The 20,391-nt window shown below is 65.3% G+C and carries 24 protein-coding genes; 1 reads left to right on the top strand and 23 read right to left on the bottom strand.

The genetic code is table 11. The features are described from left to right. Positions 1 to 104: 104 nt before the first annotated feature. Genes nuoI through ndhC form a run of 11 tightly spaced genes read right to left on the bottom strand, consistent with a single transcriptional unit; the run spans position 105 to position 9,055 of the window. Positions 105 to 590: an NADH-quinone oxidoreductase subunit NuoI gene (gene nuoI / locus ASE67_RS00830; RefSeq protein WP_055755909.1), complete on the bottom strand. Its 486-nt coding sequence runs from the start codon at positions 588 to 590 to the stop codon at positions 105 to 107. Continuing rightward, complete coding sequence (gene nuoH / locus ASE67_RS00825) at positions 587 to 1,612, bottom strand: NADH-quinone oxidoreductase subunit NuoH (protein ID WP_443025522.1); 1,026 nt, start codon at positions 1,610 to 1,612, stop codon at positions 587 to 589. Before nuoH ends, nuoI begins: the two co-directional genes overlap by 4 nt. A 26-nt stretch (positions 1,613 to 1,638) precedes the next feature. After that, positions 1,639 to 3,654: an NADH-quinone oxidoreductase subunit NuoG gene (gene nuoG / locus ASE67_RS00820; protein ID WP_055755907.1), complete on the bottom strand. Its 2,016-nt coding sequence runs from the start codon at positions 3,652 to 3,654 to the stop codon at positions 1,639 to 1,641. Further along, complete coding sequence (gene nuoF / locus ASE67_RS00815) at positions 3,654 to 4,958, bottom strand: NADH-quinone oxidoreductase subunit NuoF (RefSeq protein ID WP_055755906.1); 1,305 nt, start codon at positions 4,956 to 4,958, stop codon at positions 3,654 to 3,656. The genes nuoG and nuoF overlap by 1 nt, the downstream gene beginning before the upstream one ends. 2 nt (positions 4,959 to 4,960) lie before the next feature. Beyond that, complete coding sequence (locus ASE67_RS17990; RefSeq protein ID WP_156348443.1) at positions 4,961 to 5,131, bottom strand: hypothetical protein; 171 nt, start codon at positions 5,129 to 5,131, stop codon at positions 4,961 to 4,963. Then, on the bottom strand, positions 5,128 to 5,808 hold the full coding sequence (locus tag ASE67_RS00810; protein ID WP_055755904.1) for a complex I 24 kDa subunit family protein: 681 nt from the start codon (positions 5,806 to 5,808) through the stop codon (positions 5,128 to 5,130). The genes ASE67_RS17990 and ASE67_RS00810 overlap by 4 nt, the downstream gene beginning before the upstream one ends. Continuing rightward, positions 5,808 to 6,140, bottom strand: a complete 333-nt coding sequence (locus tag ASE67_RS00805) for a nuclear transport factor 2 family protein (protein WP_235511736.1) — start codon at positions 6,138 to 6,140, stop codon at positions 5,808 to 5,810. The genes ASE67_RS00810 and ASE67_RS00805 overlap by 1 nt, the downstream gene beginning before the upstream one ends. After that, positions 6,137 to 7,360 (bottom strand): NADH-quinone oxidoreductase subunit D, encoded by a 1,224-nt coding sequence (locus tag ASE67_RS00800; RefSeq protein ID WP_055755903.1) that lies wholly within the window; start codon positions 7,358 to 7,360, stop codon positions 6,137 to 6,139. Before ASE67_RS00800 ends, ASE67_RS00805 begins: the two co-directional genes overlap by 4 nt. Then, positions 7,360 to 8,124, bottom strand: a complete 765-nt coding sequence (locus ASE67_RS00795) for an NADH-quinone oxidoreductase subunit C (RefSeq protein WP_055755900.1) — start codon at positions 8,122 to 8,124, stop codon at positions 7,360 to 7,362. Before ASE67_RS00795 ends, ASE67_RS00800 begins: the two co-directional genes overlap by 1 nt. After that, positions 8,121 to 8,690 (bottom strand): NuoB/complex I 20 kDa subunit family protein, encoded by a 570-nt coding sequence (locus tag ASE67_RS00790; protein WP_055755898.1) that lies wholly within the window; start codon positions 8,688 to 8,690, stop codon positions 8,121 to 8,123. The genes ASE67_RS00795 and ASE67_RS00790 overlap by 4 nt, the downstream gene beginning before the upstream one ends. Further along, positions 8,681 to 9,055, bottom strand: a complete 375-nt coding sequence (gene ndhC / locus ASE67_RS00785; RefSeq protein ID WP_055755895.1) for an NADH-quinone oxidoreductase subunit A — start codon at positions 9,053 to 9,055, stop codon at positions 8,681 to 8,683. Before ndhC ends, ASE67_RS00790 begins: the two co-directional genes overlap by 10 nt. A 173-nt stretch (positions 9,056 to 9,228) precedes the next feature. On the opposite strand from ndhC, the gene ASE67_RS00780 reads away from it, so the two are divergent. Further along, positions 9,229 to 9,696 carry a YbjN domain-containing protein gene (locus ASE67_RS00780; protein WP_055755891.1) on the top strand — a complete coding sequence of 156 codons (468 nt, stop codon included), beginning with the start codon at positions 9,229 to 9,231 and terminating at the stop codon, positions 9,694 to 9,696. Between the two features lie 42 nt (positions 9,697 to 9,738). Here ASE67_RS00780 and ASE67_RS00775 read toward each other — a convergent pair whose 3' ends face one another. The 12 genes from ASE67_RS00775 to tkt all read right to left on the bottom strand — a co-directional run bounded on the left by ASE67_RS00775 (position 9,739) and on the right by tkt (position 20,309). Next, entirely contained in the window at positions 9,739 to 10,554 is an 816-nt protein-coding gene (locus ASE67_RS00775; protein ID WP_055755889.1) for an inositol monophosphatase family protein, read from the bottom strand. A 132-nt stretch (positions 10,555 to 10,686) separates the two neighbouring features. Then, positions 10,687 to 11,250: an elongation factor P gene (gene efp, locus ASE67_RS00770; protein ID WP_055755886.1), complete on the bottom strand. Its 564-nt coding sequence runs from the start codon at positions 11,248 to 11,250 to the stop codon at positions 10,687 to 10,689. Between the two features lie 38 nt (positions 11,251 to 11,288). Beyond that, positions 11,289 to 11,882, bottom strand: a complete 594-nt coding sequence (locus ASE67_RS00765; RefSeq protein WP_055755884.1) for a peptidoglycan DD-metalloendopeptidase family protein — start codon at positions 11,880 to 11,882, stop codon at positions 11,289 to 11,291. Positions 11,883 to 11,892: 10 nt separating this feature from the next. After that, positions 11,893 to 12,885 carry a L,D-transpeptidase family protein gene (locus ASE67_RS00760; RefSeq protein ID WP_055755883.1) on the bottom strand — a complete coding sequence of 331 codons (993 nt, stop codon included), beginning with the start codon at positions 12,883 to 12,885 and terminating at the stop codon, positions 11,893 to 11,895. Positions 12,886 to 12,940: 55 nt separating this feature from the next. Further along, complete coding sequence (gene thiE, locus ASE67_RS00755; protein ID WP_055755881.1) at positions 12,941 to 13,627, bottom strand: thiamine phosphate synthase; 687 nt, start codon at positions 13,625 to 13,627, stop codon at positions 12,941 to 12,943. A gap of 247 nt (positions 13,628 to 13,874) precedes the next feature. Further along, positions 13,875 to 14,780, bottom strand: coding sequence for a fructose bisphosphate aldolase (locus ASE67_RS00750; RefSeq protein WP_055755879.1), 906 nt, complete (start codon positions 14,778 to 14,780; stop codon positions 13,875 to 13,877). Positions 14,781 to 14,810: 30 nt separating this feature from the next. Further along, complete coding sequence (locus tag ASE67_RS00745) at positions 14,811 to 15,125, bottom strand: type II toxin-antitoxin system PemK/MazF family toxin (protein ID WP_156347675.1); 315 nt, start codon at positions 15,123 to 15,125, stop codon at positions 14,811 to 14,813. 8 nt (positions 15,126 to 15,133) lie between these two features. Continuing rightward, positions 15,134 to 15,370, bottom strand: coding sequence for a ribbon-helix-helix protein, CopG family (locus ASE67_RS00740; protein ID WP_055755878.1), 237 nt, complete (start codon positions 15,368 to 15,370; stop codon positions 15,134 to 15,136). A 193-nt stretch (positions 15,371 to 15,563) separates the two neighbouring features. Continuing rightward, positions 15,564 to 16,754: a phosphoglycerate kinase gene (locus ASE67_RS00735; protein ID WP_055755875.1), complete on the bottom strand. Its 1,191-nt coding sequence runs from the start codon at positions 16,752 to 16,754 to the stop codon at positions 15,564 to 15,566. An 88-nt stretch (positions 16,755 to 16,842) separates the two neighbouring features. Continuing rightward, a complete protein-coding gene (locus tag ASE67_RS00730; protein WP_327196651.1) occupies positions 16,843 to 17,367 on the bottom strand; it encodes an MOSC domain-containing protein in 525 nt (174 codons plus the stop codon). Continuing rightward, positions 17,310 to 18,317, bottom strand: coding sequence for a type I glyceraldehyde-3-phosphate dehydrogenase (gene gap / locus ASE67_RS00725; protein ID WP_055755873.1), 1,008 nt, complete (start codon positions 18,315 to 18,317; stop codon positions 17,310 to 17,312). Before gap ends, ASE67_RS00730 begins: the two co-directional genes overlap by 58 nt. Positions 18,318 to 18,329: 12 nt before the next feature. Further along, positions 18,330 to 20,309: a transketolase gene (gene tkt / locus ASE67_RS00720; protein ID WP_055756867.1), complete on the bottom strand. Its 1,980-nt coding sequence runs from the start codon at positions 20,307 to 20,309 to the stop codon at positions 18,330 to 18,332. Positions 20,310 to 20,391 lie beyond the last annotated feature (82 nt).

Here is a 20,391-nt window from a genome sequence, read left to right as displayed (position 1 = left end):
CTCTTCCCCCTGCCCGCCCCGCGCGGATGTGCGGGACGAAACGCTAATCGAATGGCCGGCGAAGCGGAGCACCAAGCCCCCGCCGGTACGGAACATGCGCGCCATTACCGGTAGGGCGCGTCGCTCGCAAGGTTCGCGGCAATGGCGCGTTCCCAGCGGTCACCGTTCGCGAGCAGCTTGTCCTTGTGATAGATCAGCTCTTCGCGGGTTTCGGTGGCGAATTCGAAATTCGGCCCTTCGACGATCGCATCGACCGGGCAGGCTTCCTGGCACAGGCCGCAATAGATGCACTTGGTCATGTCGATGTCGTAGCGCGTGGTGCGGCGGCTGCCGTCCTCGCGCGGTTCGGCCTCGATCGTGATCGCCAGCGCCGGGCATACCGCCTCGCACAGCTTGCACGCGATGCAGCGCTCTTCCCCATTGGGATAGCGGCGCAGCGCATGTTCGCCGCGGAAGCGCGGGCTCAGCGGGTTCTTCTCATACGGGTAGTTGATCGTCGCCTTGGGCTTGAAGAAATACCGCAGCGTCAACGCATGGGCCTTCACGAACTCCCACAGGGTGAACGATCGGATGGTCTGGGCGATACTCATGCGTGCAGTCCTACGCGCTGGATCATCAGATAACCGGAGATCAGGAAGACGAAGATCAGCGACAGCGGGAGGAAAATCTTCCAGCCCAGCCGCATCAGTTGGTCATAACGGTACCGGGGCACCGTCGCCTTGATCCAGCTGAACACGAAGAAGAAGAAGAAGGTCTTGCCCAGGAACCAGATGATGCCCGGCACGAAGTACAGCGGCGCCCAGTCGACCGGCGGCAACCAGCCACCCCAGAACAGCAGCGCGTTGAGCGCGCACATCAGGATGACGTTGGCATATTCACCGAGCCAGAACAGCGCGAAGGCCATCGACGAATATTCGGTCTGATAGCCCGCGACCAGTTCCGATTCCGCCTCGGTCAGATCGAACGGCGCACGCGCGGTTTCGGCGAGCGACGAAATCAGGAACACCACCGCCATCGGGAACAGCAGCGGGTTGAACCCGAAACCGTTGATGAAGCCGAAGATATGCGCCCGCTGTTCCAGCACGATCGTCGTCAGGTTGAACGACCCGGCCCACAGCACGACCGAGATCAGGACGAACCCAATCGCGACTTCGTAGGACACCATCTGCGCGGCGGCACGCAGCGCAGAATAGAAGGGATATTTCGAGTTCGACGCCCAGCCCGAGATGATGACGCCGTACACGCCCAGCGACGATGCCGCGAGAATGTAGAGCAGGCCGACATTGATGTCCGCGACCACCACGCCAACGTCGAACGGAATGACCGCCCAGACGATCAGCGCGACGGTGAAGGTAATGATCGGCGCGAGCAGGAACAGGCCGCGATTGGCCGAGGACGGCACGATCGTTTCCTGCAGGAACACCTTCAGACCGTCGGCGAACGACTGCAGCAGGCCCAGCGGGCCAACCACGTTCGGACCCCGGCGCAGCGCCATCGCCGCCCAGATCTTGCGATCGGCATAGATGATCATCGCGACCGCCAGCATCAGCGGCAGCGCGATGACCAGGATGCCGATCAGCGTCGCGACGGTCCATGCCCAGCCATAGGGCATACCGACGGTAGTTTCGAAGAACGAGGTCACTCGGCGGCCTCCGCGAAATCCTGGCCATGGACAAGTTCGGCCGAACAACGCTGCATCGTCGGGCTGGCCCGGCAGATCGCGTTGGTCAGGTAGAAGTCGGCGACCGGGTAGGTCACCTTGCCCTCGCCCTTAGCGTCGAGCGCGGGCGGGTTCCAGTCGTAACGTACCAGACCTTCCTCACCCAACGCCGGCACCGCGGCCGTCATCGCACGGCGGACGCCGGCGAAATCGTCGAACGGCAGCGTCACGCCCAGCACTTCGCCCAGCGCACGGAAAATTGTCCAATCCTCACGCGCGTCGCCGGGCGGGAATACGGCGCGGTCGCCACGCTGCACGCGCCCTTCGAGGTTGACATAAGTACCGGCCTTTTCGGCATAGCTTGCCCCCGGCAGCACGATATCCGCCGCCGCTGCGGCCTTGTCGCCGTGATGGCCGACATAGACCTTGGTGGCGCCGGCGAACTGGCTGAAATCGACCTCGTCCGCGCCGAGGAAGAACACCAGCTTCGGGTTTGCCGCGACGATATCAGCAATGCCGCCCGCCTGCGCATAGCCCAGCATCAGTGCACCCATCCGGGCAGCGGCGGTGTGGACCACGTTGAAGCCGTTCCAGCTCTTGCCGTCTTCCAGCGTGCGAACCAGATTGCCGTCGCGTGCCAGCTTCAGCGCCGCGCCATGACCGGCCTTCAGCGCGCCCGGCCCAACGATCACCGCCGGACGCTTGGCCGCATCCAGCGCCTCGGCGGCACGATCGCTCAGCCCGTTCAGCAGGCCTAGATCGTCGCCCAGCCATTCGACCTTGTAGGTCAGGTCGGTTTCCGGCCCGATGGCGAAAACGCGTGCACCCTTCTTGATCGCCTTGCGGACGCGGGTGTTGATGAGCGGCGCTTCGTGGCGCAGGTCGCTGCCGACCAGCAGGATCGCGTCGGCGTCCTCGATCCCCGCGATGGTCGTGTTGAACGCGACCGCGCCGAGATTGGTGACGTCATAGGCCATGCCCGTCTGCCGCCCTTCGAGCAGCGACGAACCGAGCGCGTTCACCAGCGCCTTGGCGGCGAACATCGTCTCGCAATCGAGCAGGTCGCCCGCGATCGCCGCGACCGACGAACCGGCATTGACGGCGGCGATGGCGGCGAAGGCTTCGTCCCATTCCGCCGCGACCAGCTTGCCGTCCTTGCGGACGAACGGCTTGTCGAGGCGACGACGGACGAGGCCATCGACGGCATGGCGCGTCTTGTCGTGCGCCCATTCCTCGTTCACGTCTTCGTTGATGCGCGGCACGCAGCGCAGCACCTGCCGACCACGGCTGTCGAGGCGGATGTTGGTGCCGACCGCATCCATCACGTCGATGGCGAGCGTCTTCTTCAGCTCCCACGGACGCGCTTCGAACGCATAGGGCTTCGACGTCAGGGCGCCGACCGGGCACAGGTCGACGACGTTGCCCGACAGCTCGCTGGTCACTGCCTGTTCGAGATACGACGTGATCTGCATGTTTTCGCCGCGATAGATCGCGCCGATTTCCTCCACGCCCGCGACTTCCTCCGCAAAGCGGATGCAGCGCGTGCACTGGATGCAGCGGGTCATGACCGTCTTGACGATCGGACCCATGTACTTCTCGGTAACCGCGCGCTTGTTCTCGTCATAGCGCGACTGGCCGCGACCATAGGCGACCGACTGATCCTGCAGGTCGCACTCGCCGCCCTGATCGCAGATCGGGCAGTCGAGCGGGTGGTTGATCAGCAGGAACTCCATCACGCCTTCGCGCGCGGCCTTCACCATCGCGCTGTCAGTGCGGATTTCCTGGTTGTCGGCGGCGGGCAGCGCGCACGATGCCTGCGGCTTGGGTGGCCCCGGCTTCACCTCGACCAGACACATGCGGCAATTGCCGGCGATCGACAGCCGCTCGTGATAGCAGAAGCGCGGGATTTCCTTGCCCGCCGCTTCGCATGCCTGGAGGACGGTGGCACCCTGGGGTACCTCGACCTCGATCCCATCGACTTTGACCTTGGGCATTATTCGGCCGCTTCCATCATGGGCGACGCGCCGCCGCCACGCTTTTCGTTGATCCGCCGTTCGAGTTCCGGGCGGAAGTTCTTGATGAGGCCCTGGATCGGCCACGCCGCCGCGTCGCCCAGGGCGCAGATGGTGTGGCCTTCGACCTGCTTGGTCACCTGCTGCAACGTGTCGATTTCCGACAGGTCGGCATCGCCGGTGCGCAGCCGCTCCATCACGCGCCACATCCAGCCGGTGCCTTCGCGGCACGGCGTGCACTGGCCGCAGCTCTCATGCTTGTAGAAATACGACAGGCGGCTGATCGCGCGGACGACGTCGGTCGACTTGTCCATCACGATGACCGCGGCGGTGCCGAGGCCCGATCCGACTGCCTTCAGCCCGTCGAAATCCATCGGCGCATCGATGATATGCTCGGCCTTCACCAGCGGCACCGACGATCCGCCCGGAATGACGCACAGCAGGTTGTCCCAGCCACCGCGAATGCCGCCGCAATGCTTTTCGATCAGCTCGCGGAACGGGATGCTCATTGCCTCCTCGACCACGCAGGGACGGTTCACGTGCCCGCTGATCTGGAAGAGCTTGGTGCCCTTGTTGTTCTCCGCGCCGAAGCTGGCGAACCATTCCGGGCTGCGGCGCAGAATCGTCGGCACGACCGCGATCGATTCGACGTTGTTGACCGTCGTCGGGCAGCCATAGAGGCCGGCACCGGCCGGGAACGGCGGCTTCAGGCGCGGCTGGCCCTTCTTGCCCTCAAGGCTTTCGAGCATCGCGGTTTCTTCGCCGCAGATGTATGCGCCGGCACCGCGATGCGCGAAGACGTCGAAGTCATAGCCCGACCCGCAGGCGTTCTTGCCCAGCAGCCCCTTGGCATAGGCTTCGGCGATCGCCGCGAACAGCGTCTCGGCCTCGCGGATATATTCGCCGCGAATATAGATATACGCCGCGCGCGCACGCATCGCGAAGCCGGCGATCAGCGCACCTTCGATCAGCTTGTGCGGATCGTGGCGGATGATCTCGCGGTCCTTGCACGAACCGGGTTCGGATTCGTCGGCGTTGATGACCAGGAAGTTCGGCCGGTCGGGCTTGGGCGCCTTCGGCATGAACGACCATTTGGTGCCGGTCGGGAACCCTGCCCCGCCGCGCCCGCGCAGACCCGACGCCTTGATCCGATCGATGATCGTATCCGGCCCCAGCTGCAATAGCGCCTTGGTATTGTCCCAGTCGCCGCGCATCACGGCCGCGTCGAGGTTCCACGGCTGGAACCCGTACACGTTGGTGAAGATGCGATCCTTGTCGGCCAGCATCCTTATCGTCCCTTCCCGATCGCCTTTTCGGCGATGAAATATACGGCAACCATCGCTGCGATCCCGATCAGCACGCCGAGCAGTTTCAGCGCGCCGATGAACAGCTTCAGCGCGACGATCATCACGACGATGCCGACGATGAACGCCAGCAACAGGCTGCCCAAGCCCCTCACGAAGCGTTGCCCCATTCCGGGCGGTAATCGTGATTCTCGGTCATCATGGCGGCGAGGTTCGTCGGTTCGCCGACCGGCTCGACCGTGTGACGTCCCGGTTCCTGCGTACCGGGCTTGGGCACTTCGCCCTTGCCCAGCGCCTCGAGGATCACGGTCATGCGATCATAGTCCAGATCTTCGTAATTATCGTCGTTGATCTGGACCATCGGTGCCGAGGCGCAATTGCCCATGCACTCGACCTCGGTCAGCGTGAACAGGCCGTCGGGCGTGGTCTTGCCCTTCATCAGGCCGCGGTTCTTGCACGCCGCGAATACGTCGTCCGACCCGCGCAGCATGCACGGCGTCGTGCCGCATACCTGCACATGGTAGCGGCCGACCGGTGCGAGGTTGAACATCGTGTAGAAGGTCGCGACCTCGTACACCCGCATATAGGCCATGCCCAATTCGCGGGCGATGAATTCGATCACCGGGACCGGCAGCCAGCCCTGGGTATGCGTTTCCGCACCCACCTGACGCTGGGCCAGGTCGAGGAACGGAATCGTGCACGACTGCTGCCGACCTTCGGGATAGCGCGCGACGATCTCGCGCGCTTTCTCCGCATTGGCCGGCGTCCAGGCGAAATTGCCCCAGCGCGCGCGGACCTCGGCTTCGTCGGGGATGTTGGGGGCGTCGGCCATCAGCGAATGAACTCCACGCGGCTGACCTTGTCGCCGCTGAACGAATAGACGGTCATCACGTCGAACGGTGCGGCATCGGCCGAGCGGCGGACGCGCTCGTGCAGCACGACGCGCTCGCCCAGTTCGAACGATTGCAGCACTTCGGCATGGTTCTGCGGAAATTCGGCGAAGACCGCCGCCATGCCGCTTTCCACGCCCGCACGCCCGTCGCGCACGACGTCGCCGCGATACTGCGCCTCGCAGCCATCGTCGGCGAAGAACGCGGCATAACCCGCCGCATCGCGCGCGTTGTAGCGCTCCATCATCGCCGTCACGGTGTCGAGACGGCTCACCGGTCGCACTCCCCGAACACGATGTCCATCGCGCCCAGAATGGCGGTGATGTCGGCGAGCATGTGCCCCTTGGACATGAAGTCCATCGCCTGCAGATGGCTGAACGCGGTCGGGCGGATCTTCACGCGGTACGGCTTGTTGCTGCCGTCCGACACCATGTAGATGCCGAATTCGCCCTTGGGGCTTTCGGTCGCGACATAGACTTCGCCCGCCGGAACGTGGAAGCCCTCGGTGTACAGCTTGAAGTGATGGATCAGCGCTTCCATCGACTGCTTCATCTCGCCGCGCTTGGGCGGGACAACCTTGCGGTCCGACGAGGCGATCGGACCTTCGGGCATCTGCGCCAGGCACTGCTTCATGATGCGCGCCGATTGCCACACTTCCTCGACGCGGACCATGAACCGGTCATAGCAGTCGCCACGCGTGCCGACCGGCACGTCGAACTCGACCCGGTCATAGGCGTCGTACGGCTGCGCCTTGCGGATGTCCCACGGGATGCCCGCGCCACGGATCATCGGACCCGAGAAGCCCCAGCGCACTGCGTCTTCACGGCTGACGATGGCGATATCGACGTTGCGCTGCTTGAAGATGCGGTTTTCCGCGACCAGGCTGATCGCATCGCCGAACAGGCGCGGCAGGCGCGTGTCGAGCCATTCCGCGATGTCGGTCAGCAGCTTCAGCGGCACGTCCTGATGGACGCCGCCGGGACGCAGGTAGTTATGGTGCATCCGTGCGCCCGACATGCGCTCGAAAAAGCCCATGCAGTCTTCGCGGACTTCGAACATCCACAGGTTCGGCGTCATCGCGCCGACGTCCATCACGTGCGAACCCAGGTTCAGCATGTGATTGCAGATGCGGGTCAGTTCCGCGAAAAATACGCGAAGATACTGCGCGCGCAGCGGCACTTCGATGTCGAGCAGCTTTTCGACCGCCAGCACATAGCTGTGCTCCATGCACAGCGGCGAGCAATAGTCGAGGCGATCCATATAGGGGAGCGCCTGCTGATAGGTCTTGTACTCGATCAGCTTTTCGGTGCCGCGGTGGAGCAGGCCGACATGGGGGTCGATCCGCTCGATGATCTCGCCGTCCAGTTCGGTGACGAGCCGCAACACGCCGTGCGCCGCAGGGTGCTGCGGGCCGAAGTTGATCGTGTAGTTCTGGATCTCGACATCGCCGGGTGTCGGGTTGGCGGCATCGATCTGATGGTCGTAATCGGCCATTACTTCTTCTCCACCGGCGGCTTGCCCGCATCGGGCGACGGCACGTCGGCATTGACCGGCTTCGAGTCGGGCTGGTTGCCCGGATGCGGCTTGCCCGCCCCGGTCTGCGCCGGCCCCTCGGAGGTCTTGGGCTTGTCGACCTGCGGCGTCACGGCCTTCTCGTCGCCCGGCAGCACGTACTCGGCGCCTTCCCACGGGCTCATGAAGTCGAAGGTGCGGAAATCCTGCGCCAGCTTCACCGGCTCATAGACCACGCGCTTGGCTTCTTCCGAATAGCGCATCTCGACATAGCCGGTCAGCGGGAAGTCCTTGCGCAGCGGGTGGCCGCGGAAGCCGTAGTCGGTCAGGATGCGGCGCAGGTCAGCATTGCCGGTGAACAGCACGCCGTACATGTCGTACACTTCGCGCTCGAGCCAGCCGGCATTGTACCAGATGCCCGTCACCGACGGCACCGGCTGTTCCTCATCGGTCGTCACGCGGATGCGGATGCGGTGGTTCCGGGTCATCGACAGCAGATGATAGACGACGTCGAACCGCTCAGGCCGCTCGGGGTAATCGACGCCAGCGATCTCGGCCAGCATCTCGTACTTCAGGCCCGGCGTGTCGCGCAGCGTCTCCATCGCAATGACCAGCCGGTCGCGGTCAACGGTGAGCGAGACTTCGCCGACCAGATCCTGCGCATGGAGCAGCATGTCGCCGAGCGCGGCGGTCGCTGCGTCGATGATGCCGTCATTGGTAGCGTAGCGGGGTGCGGGTGCCTTCACCGTTCGATGCTCCCCGAACGACGGATTTTCCGCTGCAACTGCATGACGCCGTACAGCAGCGCCTCGGCAGTCGGCGGACAGCCGGGGACATAGATGTCGACCGGCACCACGCGGTCGCAACCGCGCACGACGCTATAGCTATAATGGTAATAGCCGCCGCCATTGGCGCAGCTGCCCATCGAGATGACGTATTTCGGTTCCGACATCTGATCGTACACGCGACGCAGCGCCGGGGCCATCTTGTTGCAGAGCGTACCCGCGACGATCATCACGTCGGACTGACGCGGAGACGCGCGCGGGGCGGCACCGAACCGCTCCATATCGTAACGCGGCATGTTGACGTGGATCATCTCGACCGCGCAGCAGGCGAGCCCGAAGGTCATCCACCACAGCGACCCGGTACGCGCCCATTGGAACAGGTCCTCGGTCGAGGTGACCAGAAAGCCCTTGTCGGTCAGTTCGCCGTTCAGGTCGTTGAAGAAACCCTGATCGGGCGCCTGCACCGGGACACCGGCGGCGTTACCCGCGCCGAAGCCGTGCGGCGGCGTGGTCAGTTCTACTCCCATTCGAGAGCTCCCATCTTCCAAGCATATACGAGGCCGAGCGCCAGTTCGCCGATGAACACCATCATCGAAATCCACGCGGTCCAGCCGAGGTCGAACACCGTCACCGCCCACGGGTACAGGAACGCCGCTTCGAGATCGAAGAGGATGAACAGGATGGCGACCAGATAGAAGCGGACGTCATACTGGCTGCGCGAATCCTCGAACGCGGGGAAACCGCATTCGTACTCGGTCAGCTTTTCCGGCGTCGGCTTATGGGCGCCGGTGAAACGCGATGCCACCATGGGCAACACGACGAAGGCCGTCGACAGCGCCAGGGCAATGCCCAGGAACATCAGGATCGGCAGATATTGCGACAGGTCGACCAAGGTGGGGTCTCTCGCGGTTGCGGTATGAATGGTGCCGGCTTTAGGACGATGGCGTTGGGGCATCAAGGGCGGAACAGGATGAGAATCACTCGCAATTCATCCTGTTGCCATACCGGCGTGCCGTATCGTCACACGTCCGCGACCATGGCGGGCTGAAAAGAGGAGAACGCGAAGTGAGCCCATGGGTAAAGCTGGCCATTGGGGCAGCCGCCGCGAGCGCCGCGCTGCCTGCTGCTGCGCAGACGGTGCAGGCCACCAAGCCGGAGACGGTCATGACGGCGCTGCGCGATGCGGGATATCGCGCGATGCTGTCCAAGGACAATGTGGGCGACCCGATCATCAAAAGCGGCGCGGCAGGCGTCGATTTCTCGGTCCTGTTCTACAACTGCACCGAGCACAAGGATTGCAAGACGGTCCAGTTCTATGCCGGGTTCGTCAAGAAGGGCGTGACCGTCGATGCGATGAACAAATGGAACGCCGAACACCGGTTCGCCCGCGTTTACCTCGACGATGACAAGGACCCGCGAATCGAGATGGATGTCGACCTCGACAGCGGCGGGATGTCGCCCGGGTTGTTCAAGGCGAACATCGCCACGTGGGAATCGCTGCTTGGCGAATTCCAGAAGGCGATCGATTTCTAACGGGCATTGCGGGTGGCGGCACGGCGCCGCCACCCCGCCGGATCAGCGCAGCGCGCCCGCGACCAGCTTGTGCAGGCGGGTCTGCATCTGTTCGTTGCTGGCCAGCACCTCACCCTTTTCATAGGCGCGGTCGGCACCGCGATAGTCGGTGACGAAGCCGCCCGCTTCCTTCACCAGCAGCATGCCGGCGGCGATGTCCCACTTCTTCAGGCCCGATTCCCAGAAGCCGTCGAATCGGCCCGCCGCGACATAGGCGAGGTCGAGCGCCGCCGAACCGAAGCGGCGAATGCCGGCGACTTCCGGGGCGACCGCGCCAAAGATGCGGGTCCATTCGGCGAAATTGCCATGGCCGAGGAACGGGATGCCGGTCGCGATCAGTGCCTCCGACAGGTCGCGCCGCGACGACACGCGCAGCCGCTGCCCCTGCAACCACGCGCCCCGGCCCTTTTCCGCCCAGAAGCCTTCGTCGGTGATCGGGTTATAGACCATCGCGGTCGTGATTTCGGGACGCCCGCCGACGCCGTTCGGCTCCTCGACCGCGACCGAGATCGCGAAATGCGGGATGCCGTGCAGGAAGTTGGTGGTGCCATCCAGCGGATCGACGATCCAGCGCGGCTTGGTCGGATCGCCGGCGATCTCGCCGCCTTCCTCCAGCAGCATACCCCAGTCGGGACGCGCCTTGCGCAGTTCCTCGACCAGCGTTTCCTCGGCACGCTTGTCGGCCATCGACACGAAGTCCGCCGGCCCCTTGCGGCTGACCTGGAGATGCTGGACCTCGCCGAAATCGCGGCGCAGGCGCGGGCCGGTCTTGCGGACGGCGCGTTCGAGGACGGTGATGAGGCCGGACTGGGCGGACATTTGGTTCTTCCTGTTCGTTCTTTTACGTGGCAGCGCCGGGGGCAAAGCCCGCGTCGTCGGTCGCGCTTTCGCGCGCCGGCCGAGCCGGCGGCCTGGCGAAATAGCTTTCGCTATTCCGTCCGGCCGCTCAGCTTAATCCGCACGTCGCACGTACGTCTGCTCGTAAACGTCAACGACGATGCGCGTGCCCGCAGCGATGTGCGGCGGGACCATCACGCGGACGCCGTTGTCGAGCACGGCCGGCTTGTAGGAAGACGATGCCGTCTGACCCTTCACGACGGCGTCGGCCTCGACGATCGTCGCTTCGATCGTGTCGGGCAGCTGGACGCTGATTGCTTCCTCGTCATACATTTCCATGACGACGTCCATGCCGTCCTGCAGGAACGCGGCGGCGTCGCCCAGCAGGTCACGGGGCAGCGTCACCTGGTCATAGGTGATCTTGTCCATGAACACGAGCGTGTCGCCCTCGGGATACAGGAACTGGAAGTCCTTGGTATCGAGGCGGATGCGCTCGACGCTCTCGGCGGAGCGGAAGCGGACGTTGTTCTTGCGGCCGTCACGAAGATTCTTCAGCTCGACCTGCATATAGGCGCCGCCCTTGCCCGGCTGCGTATGCTGGATCTTCACCGCGCGCCAGATGCCGCCTTCATATTCAATGATGTTGCCGGGGCGAATGTCGACGCCGCTGATCTTCATGACGAACCATACCTGTTGGAAAGAGCGAAGCTGCGCCCTTACCGCTCCGCCCGTCCGCGGGCAAGCAGCGGATAGGGGTTGATCGCCCGGCCCCGATACCATGGCTCGCCCGGTTCGACCCGCTCGATCCCGAAGTGCAGGTGGAAATTGCCCGCCCCGGCATTGCCGCTGTCGCCGACCGCGCCGATCGGATCGCCGGCCCGCACCACCCCGCCCTCATGCAAGGTCGGGGCATAGGCGGCGAGATGCGCGTAGTAATAGCTGAGCCGCCGGTCGGGCGAGCGGACATAGGCGGTCACCCCGCCCCCACCATTGCTGTAATACAGCTTCTCGACCGTACCCGACGCCGCCGCGACGACCGGCGCGCCGGCCGGGGCCATGATGTCGACCCCAGTATGATGCCGTTCGCCCCCGGCGCGCGCCTCCCCGAAACTGTCGCGGATGCCCGGCCAGCCGACGCCGCGCACCGGCAGCACCAGCTGTCCCGATGGCGGCGGCGCGGCAAGGCCGATCGGAGCATCGGCAAAGGCCCGGATCGGCGGCGCGGACGTACCCCCGAAATCGACCAGCAGCGCCACCAGCCCGCCGACCAGTGCGAAGATGCCGAGGAACGTCCAGCCGATCCGGTTCACCCCATCCCCCTTACGGCTGGAAAATCGCCGGGGTGCCGGGCTTGACCATCAGCGACAGCCGCGCGACGTCCCAGTTGGTCAGGCGGATACAGCCATTGCTCTCGGTCTTGCCGATCTTGTCCGGCTCGGGCGTGCCGTGGATGCCGTAATGCTCCTTCGACAGATCGATCCAGACGACGCCGACCGGATTGTTGGGACCGGGCGGCACGATCTCCTTGCTGTCCGACTTGTCGGCATGGCGCAGGATCGCCGGGTTGTACTGCCAATCGGGATTGGGCGCCACGCCCTGAATCTTCCATTCGCCGATCGGCAGCGGATCGTGCGAGGAGCCCATGGTCGCCGGGAACTGGGCGAGGATCTTGTCGCCCTGATAGGCGCGCAGCCAACCTTCCGATTTGTCGACGACCACGCGGTCGGCCTGGGGCTGGTTCGCATCGACGTTGAGGTTGGCGAGCGTCTGGCGATAGTCGCCGGACCAGGTATCGGCAAAGCTGCGCGACGACGGCAGGACATTGGGGAACACGACACGGGTGCCAGGGCGCAGCATCGTTTCCCGGCTGTTGAGCGCGACCAGCGTGGCCGGCGTCGTGTGGAACATCTCCGCCAGCTTTTCGAGCGGGGAGCGATAGCCGATCGTGGTCAGCTTCGCCTGTTCGGCATAGTCCTTGGGGATCGGGTTGGTGTACGGCCCGGCGAGTGCGCGATCGGACAGAGTGAGCGTGACCGTGGCCGGGCGCATGTTCGGGTTCAGCGCGCGGGTGGTTGCCGCATCGAGCTTGCCGGTGACCGGCAGCCCCCGTGCCGTCTGGAACCCGCGCAGCGCCTGCTTGAACAGCATGCTGTCCTTGCCGTCGATCACACCGGTCGTGAAGCCGTGCCGGTCGAGCAGTACCTGCGCATGCAGGATGGTCTGGTCGATCGCCGGGGCCTGCGGCGTGGGCGCAGGCGCCTGTGCCACCGCGACACCGCTTGCCAGAATTGCTGCCAAGGCCAACCGCTTCATACACCATCCCCAACATTGTTGAGGATGGATAACGACCGGACTTCGCAGACGATCCTTACTTGCCGAGCACGCCCGCAAAGGCCCGGATCGCCGCTGCTTCGTCGCCATTCCACACCGCGCCCGACACGGCGAGGAAGTCGGCCCCGGCCGCGACCAGCGGGGCGGCATTGTCCGGCGTAATGCCGCCGATGGCGACGCAGGGCAGTTCGAACACGGTCGACCACCACGACAGCAGTACCGGGTCGGCGACGTGGGTCACCTGCTTGGTCGTCGTCGGGTAGAAGGCACCGAAGGCGACGTAATCGGCCCCCGCCTCGCCCGCTTCCATCGCCAGGTGGCGGCTGTCATGGACGGTCACGCCGATCTGGACATGGGGGCCGAGCACATCGCGCGCCTCGCGGGCATCGCCGTCGTCCTGCCCCAGATGGACGCCATCGGCCCCCAGCCGCTTGGTCAGGCTGATGCTGTCGTTGACGATGAAGGCGACGTCATGGTCGGCGCAAATCTTTTGCAGCGGCTCGGCCAGCCGTGCGGCGGCGTGCTGGTCCATATCCTTCACCCGGAACTGGAACGCTGCGACCGGCCCGGCATCGAGCGCGCGGGCAAGGCGATCGGGGAAGGCACCGGTCACGTCGAGCGGCGAGATCAGGTAGAGCTGGCACGGCGGGCGGCGGAAATCGCGAACGAACTGCTTCGCGAAATCGGGCGACAGGGGGCCAAGCGGGTCTTCGATAAGGGTCATGGCCCCTCCCTGCCCCAGTGTGGCGGCGGGTGGAAGGGTTTCGGCGGGCCAAAGTTCACTAAGTTCACACTCGCACGCGTTTCGCGCGCGCAGTTGCGAGTGACTATCAATAGTCGTTCTGCCCGATCGCTTGGTAAGAAAGAAGCGGGACCTCGGGTCGACGGAGGGTCGGCCACAATGACAAAGAGCACCGGCCGCCGAAGCGCCCGATGCCCTTTTGCCATGCCTGGGAGCAGGTAGGAAAGCGTTACGCCGCGATGAGCGTCTTCTCGGTCGAGGCGCAGTGGATTTCGTCGATCGCCTGGCCCAGCGCTGCGTCGAATTCGGCGTCGGTCATCTGGTGGCGCAGGTCGGAGAGCAGCGCGCGGCTGAAGCTGGCGATGATGCCGGGGTTCTTCGCCAGTTCGGCGCATGCCTCGGTACGGCTGAACCCGCCCGACAGCGCGACGACGCGCAGCACGCGGGGGTGGTCGACCAGCGGCTGGAACAGGCCGGGCTTGGCCGGCAGCGACAGCTTCAGCATCACCTTGTCATCGCCGGTCATCGCATCGAGCGCCTTGAGCGTCTCGTCGAGCAGGATCTGGTCGGCCTCGGCCCGCTCGGCGCTCTTGATGTTCACTTCCGGTTCGATGATCGGCATCAGCCCGTGCGACAGCACCTGATCGGCAATGTCGAACTGCTGCTCGACCACGGCGGCGATGCCCTGGCGGTTGGCGAGGTTGACGACCGAGCGCTCCTTGGTGCCGAAGATGCCGAGCTTGGCGGCGCGCGCCAGCAGCGCGTCGAGGTCGGGCATCGGCTTCATGAGCTGCACGCCGTCCGCTTCGTCCTCCAGCCCCTTGTCGATCTTCAGGAAGGGCACGACGCCCTTGTCGGCCAGCGCCTGCGGCACGGGCTTGCCGCCCGCCTGCCCGTCCATGGTACGTTCGAACAGGATCGCGCCGATCACCTTGTCCCCCGAAAAGGCGGGCGAGAGGATGATGCGGGCGCGCATGTCGTGGATCAGGCCGAACATTTCCTCGTCCGAACCCCATGCGCCGTCGTCGATGCCATAGCCCTTCAGCGCCTTCGGCGTCGAACCGCCGCTCTGGTCGAGCGCGGCGATGAACCCGTGTCCGTCGGCAATCTTTGCAGTCATGTCGGCGTTGTTCATGTTCGACCCCTTAGGTTTGAAGCGTTGCGTCTAGAGCGCGAGCCAGCGCCGGAGCGCCTGGTCCACCTGCTCCATCGATGTGGCGTCCGCCTGCCCCAGCACCCGCACGATGCGGCTGCGGCGCAGCGTCTTGATCTTGTCGACCTGTGCCTCGCTCTCGACCGAGATGCCGGTCGTGTCGGACACGGGAAACGGCACGCGAAACAGCGTCTCGCCGCCGGTCAGGCTGGTCATGGGCACGAGCGTCGCCGAGGCGTGCGCTTCGTTGAACAGGTCGGATTGCACGACCAGGAAGGGGCGGCGCTTCACCGCCAGATCGCCCGGCCCCTCGACCAGCACGATCATGCCGCGCCTTATCTCCACCGGCCATCCTCCGCTTCCACCCGGTCGAAGAATGCCCAGTCGGCACCGTCGTCACGCGCGGCGGCGCGTTCGGACTGGCGGCGGGCTTCGGCACGAAAGGCTTCGTCGTGCAGCTCGACATAGCGGCGCACGGCATCGCGGGCGATGTCGCTCTTCGATCGCCCCTGCGACCGGGCGACATTGGCGAGCCGCTCCTCCAGTTCGGTGTCGAGTCGTACCCCTAGCAACGCCCTACCCTTCGTTTAACGTGTTGAACGGGTAGTCGCGGTTGGGGTTTGGATCAAGCGGGTTGTTGGGTTGCGGGTGTTAAAAACGACGTACCCCCGCGCAGGCGGGGGTCCAGGGCCGCAAACGCGACGTTGCGTTGCTTGGCTCTGGACCCCCGCCTTCGCGGGGGTACGGTGGATGGCGTGAAAGGGCTTAGCGGATCAGCGCGGCGACGCCGGGCAGTTCCTTGCCCTCCATCCATTCGAGGAACGCGCCACCGGCGGTCGAGATGAAGCTGAACTGGTCGCTCACCCCGGCCTGGTTGAGCGCGGCGACGGTGTCGCCACCGCCCGCGACCGACACCAGCGAGCCATCGGCGGTCAGCGCCGCCGCCGTCTTCGCGAGCGCGACGGTCGCCACGTCGAACGGCGGGGTTTCGAACGCGCCCATCGGGCCGTTCCATACCAGCGTCCGGCAATTCTTCAGCACATCGCCCAGCGCCTCGGTCGCGGCAGGCCCCACGTCGAGGATCATTTCGTCGGCGGCGACTTCGTGGACGTTGACGGTGCGGGTGGCGGGGTTCGGCTTGAACTCCTTGGCCACCACCACGTCATACGGCAGGTGAATGGTGCAGCCGGCCTTTTCCGCCGCGTCGAAGATTTCGTCGGCGGTGCCGGTCAGGTCATGCTCGCACAGCGATTTGCCGACGTTCACGCCACGTGCCGCCAGGAAGGTGTTGGCCATGCCGCCGCCGATGATGAGATGATCGACCTGCCCGACCAGATGCTTCAGCACGTCGAGCTTCGACGACACCTTGGCCCCGCCGACGACGGCGGCGACCGGGTGCTGCGGATTGCCCAGCGCCTTGTCCAGCGCGTCGAGTTCGGCCTCCATCTGCCGTCCGGCGAACGCGGGCAGCTTGTGGGCAAGGCCCTCGGTCGAGGCATGGGCGCGGTGCGCGGCCGAGAAGGCGTCGTTGACGTACATGTCGCCGAGCGACGCGAAGCGGTCGATCACCGCTGGGTCGTTCTTTTCCTCACCACCGAAGAAGCGCGTGTTTTCGAGGACGGCGATGTCGCCGGGGTTGAGCGTCGCGACATTCGCCTCGGCCCCTTCCCAGTCGACATAGCGGACTTCGCGGCCGAGCACCGACGCGAGCGGCCGGACGACCTGCGACAGCGAGAATTCCGGGCTTGGCTGCCCCTTGGGACGGCCGAAATGGGCAAGGATCAGCACGATCGCGCCGCGATCCGCCAGTTCGGTGACAGTGCCGATGGTGGCGCGCAGGCGGGTGTCGTCGGTGACGGCGCCATCGGCCATCGGGACGTTCAGGTCTTCACGGACCAGCACGCGCTTGCCGGTGAGGTCGCCCATGTCGTCGAGCGTCTTGAAATTACGGCTCATGTCTTCGCTCCCAAATGCCGTTCGGTTCGAGCAGCATCGAGCGAAGTCGAGATGCGTCCGTCGAGAACTGTTCTCGACAAGCTCGAACCTAACGGGGTTGTTCCAGTGTAATCGTGTCGCCGACGCGGATCATGCCGCCTTCGATCACCTGCGCCAGCGCACCACCGCGCCAGTCGGGCGTCAGCGCCGCGCGCAGGCCCTCGGCGATGGTTTCCATGCGGCTGCACGGATCGCATTCCTTGGTGATTTCCAGCAGCACCTCGCCCACGCGAATGTGGACGCCGGCGGTCTGTGGCAGGTCAAAATTCTCGACCAACAGGTTCGCGCGGCGTTCCCACCATGGCAGGTCGTGGCCGACCAGCGTCATCGCCTGTGCCCAGTCACCGACTTCCATCAGCGACACCTGCCGCTTGTTGCGGCCGGGTTTCAGTGCGCCCCGGAAATCGCCGTCGATGCCGGTTTCGACGGTGACGCGCACCGCCTGCACCAGCTCGATCGGCCCGCGCGAAAAGGCGTGGCGGGCGATGCCCTTCAGGATACCGCCCGCCACCGGGATCAGCCCAGCTTCGCCATCGCGGTCGCGGTGTCGACCATGCGGTTCGAGAAGCCCCATTCGTTGTCGTACCACGACACGACGCGGACCAGCTTGCCGTCGAGGACGGCGGTTTCGAGGCTGTCGACGGTCGACGACGCGGGCGTGTGCACGATGTCGATCGACACCAGCGGTTCGTCCGAGAAGACCAGCACGCCCTTCAGCGGGCCCGATTCCGCCGCCGCCTTCAGGATGGCGTTGACTTCGTCCTTGGTCGTGTCGCGCTTCGGGGTGAAGGTCAGGTCGACGAGGCTGCCGTCCGGCACCGGCACGCGCACCGCCGAACCGTCGAGACGGCCCTTCAGTTCGGGCAGCACTTCACCGACCGCGCGGGCGGCACCGGTGGTGGTCGGGATCATCGACATCGCAGCGGCACGGGCGCGGCGCAGATCGGGGTGGATCTGGTCGAGGATCTTCTGATCGTTGGTATAGGCGTGGATCGTGGTCATCAGGCCGCGTTCGATGCCGATCGAATCGTTCAGCACCTTGGCGACCGGCGCCAGGCAGTTGGTGGTGCACGACGCGTTCGACACGATCGTGTGGCCGGCTTCGAGCTTGTCGTGGTTGACGCCGTACACGACGGTCAGGTCGACATTCTTGCCCGGGGCCGAGATCAGCACGCGCTTGGCACCGGCATCGATATGCTTCTGGCAGGCGTCGCGGTCGGTGAAGAAGCCGGTGCATTCGAGGACCAGCTCGACGCCCAGTTCCTTGTGCGGCAGGTTGGCCGGGTCACGCTCGGCCGTGACGCGGATGCGCTTGCCGTCGATGACCAGATCGTCGCCTTCGGCGGCGACGTCGCCCGGATACTTGCCATGGACCGAATCGCGGCTGAACAGCCACGCGTTCGACTTCGCGTCGGCCAGGTCGTTGATCGTGACCAGCTCGAGCCCGCTATCAGGGCGTTCGAGGATCGCGCGCGCCACCAGACGGCCGATGCGCCCGAACCCGTTGATCGCTACTTTCGTCATATCCGCGTCTCCTCAGTTGCCAAGCCGCGCCAGCACCTTTGCGGTGATGGCATCGGCGGTCAGTCCGAAATATTCGTAGAGCTTGTCGGCCGGGGACGATGCGCCGAACCGGTCGATGCCGAAGCGCAGGCCGTCGACCATGGTGTAGCGTTCCCAGCCGATGGTCGTGCCCGCCTCGATCGACACGCGCAGGATTTCGTCCGGGCGGGCGTGCGGCAGCACGTCTTCGCGATAGGCGGCATCCTGCGCATCGAAGCGCGACCAGCACGGCATCGACACGACATCGGCACCGATGCCCTGCGCTTCCAGCTGCTGCGCAACGCCGACGGCGATCTCGACCTCCGAACCGGTCGCGATCAGGATGACGCGGCGGTCGGCTTCGGCCGATTTCAGGCGATAGGCACCCTTCGCGCTGCGGTTCTCGCTCGTTTCCGTGCGAAGCTGCGGCAGGTTCTGGCGCGACAGGGCGAGCAGCGAGGGGCCGTCGCGACGCTGTACCGCCAGTTCCCAGCACTCCGCCGTTTCGACCGCATCGGCGGGGCGATACACGTCGAGGCCGGGGATGATGCGCAGGCTCATCACATGCTCGATCGGCTGGTGCGTCGGGCCGTCTTCGCCCAGACCGATCGAGTCGTGGGTCATGACATAGACGACGCCGGCATTCTGCAGCGCCGACAGGCGGATGGCGGGCCGCGCATAGTCGGCGAAGACCAGGAAGGTGCCGCCATAGGCCAGCACGCCGCCGTGCAGCGCCATGCCGTTCATCGCCGCAGACATGCCGAATTCACGGATGCCGTAATGGACGTAGCGGCCCGAATAATCCTGTGCCGTCAGCGCGATCTGCGCCTTGGTCTGGGTATTGTTCGAGGGCGTGAGGTCGGCCGAGCCGCCGATGGTTTCGGGCAGCGAGGCGTTGATCGCTTCGAGCGCCAGCGAGGATGCGACGCGGGTCGCGATCTTCTTCGGCTCGGCGATCAGGCCGTCGATAAGGTTCTTAAGCGACCAGCCGTCGGGGAGCTCGTTCGCCATGCGGCGTTCGAACTCGGCGCGATCGGCATGGGCCGACAGGCGGCTGTTCCAGTCGGCGTGGACCGAAGCCCCCCGTGCGCCGATTTCCCTCCACGCGTCGGTCAGCTTTTCGGGCAGATGGAACGCCTCATGCTCCCACAGCAGCGCGGCGCGGGTGGCGAGGATTTCGTCGGCGCCCAGCGGCGAACCGTGGACCTTGTGGCTGCCGCCCTTGTTCGGGGCGCCCTTGCCGATGACGGTGCGGCAGCAGACCAGCGACGGGCGCGGGTCGGCGGCGGCTTCGGTGAGGGCGCGTTCGACGTCGGCGAAGTCGTGGCCGTCACAGGCGACGACGTGCCAGCCGGTCGCGGCATAGCGGGCGGCAACGTCCTCGCTGGTCGACAGGTCGGTCGAACCGTCGATGGTGATGCGGTTGTCGTCCCACAGGACATTCAGGCGGCCGAGCTTCAGGTGCCCGGCAAGGCCGATCGCCTCGTGGTTGATGCCTTCCATCAGGCAGCCGTCGCCGGCGACTACCCAGGTGCGGTGGTCGACCAGCCCGTCACCGAACACGGTGTTCAGGTGACGTTCTGCGGTCGCCATGCCGACTGCCATCGCCAGGCCCTGCCCCAGCGGGCCGGTGGTGCATTCGATGCCGGGCAGTTCGAAATTTTCCGGATGGCCGGCACACGGGCTGCCGAGCTTGCGGAAATTCGCAATGTCCTGAAGGGTCGGCTTGGCATAGCCGGTCAGATGGAGGAGCGAATAGATCAGCATCGATCCATGGCCCGCCGACAGGACGAAGCGGTCGCGGTCGGCCCAGTGCGGATCGGTCGGATCGAATTTCAGGAATTTCGACCAGAGGACGGTCGCGACATCGGCCATGCCCATCGGCATGCCGGGGTGCCCCGAATTGGCGGCCTCCACCGCGTCCATCGACAAAACGCGGATGGCGTTGGCGAGTTCGAGCTGGGATATGGTCACGCGCACTCCTGTTGGGCGCTGATAGGGTCGGGCGAGCCTTTGGAACCCCCGCGCCGATCAGTCAACCGCCAAACCCGAGGTT

The sequence above is a fragment of the Sphingomonas sp. Leaf23 genome (genome assembly GCF_001421585.1).
Lineage (GTDB): Bacteria > Pseudomonadota > Alphaproteobacteria > Sphingomonadales > Sphingomonadaceae > Sphingomonas.
Note: the sequence above shows the minus strand (reverse complement) of the source record. Positions and strands in the feature narration are given on the sequence as shown.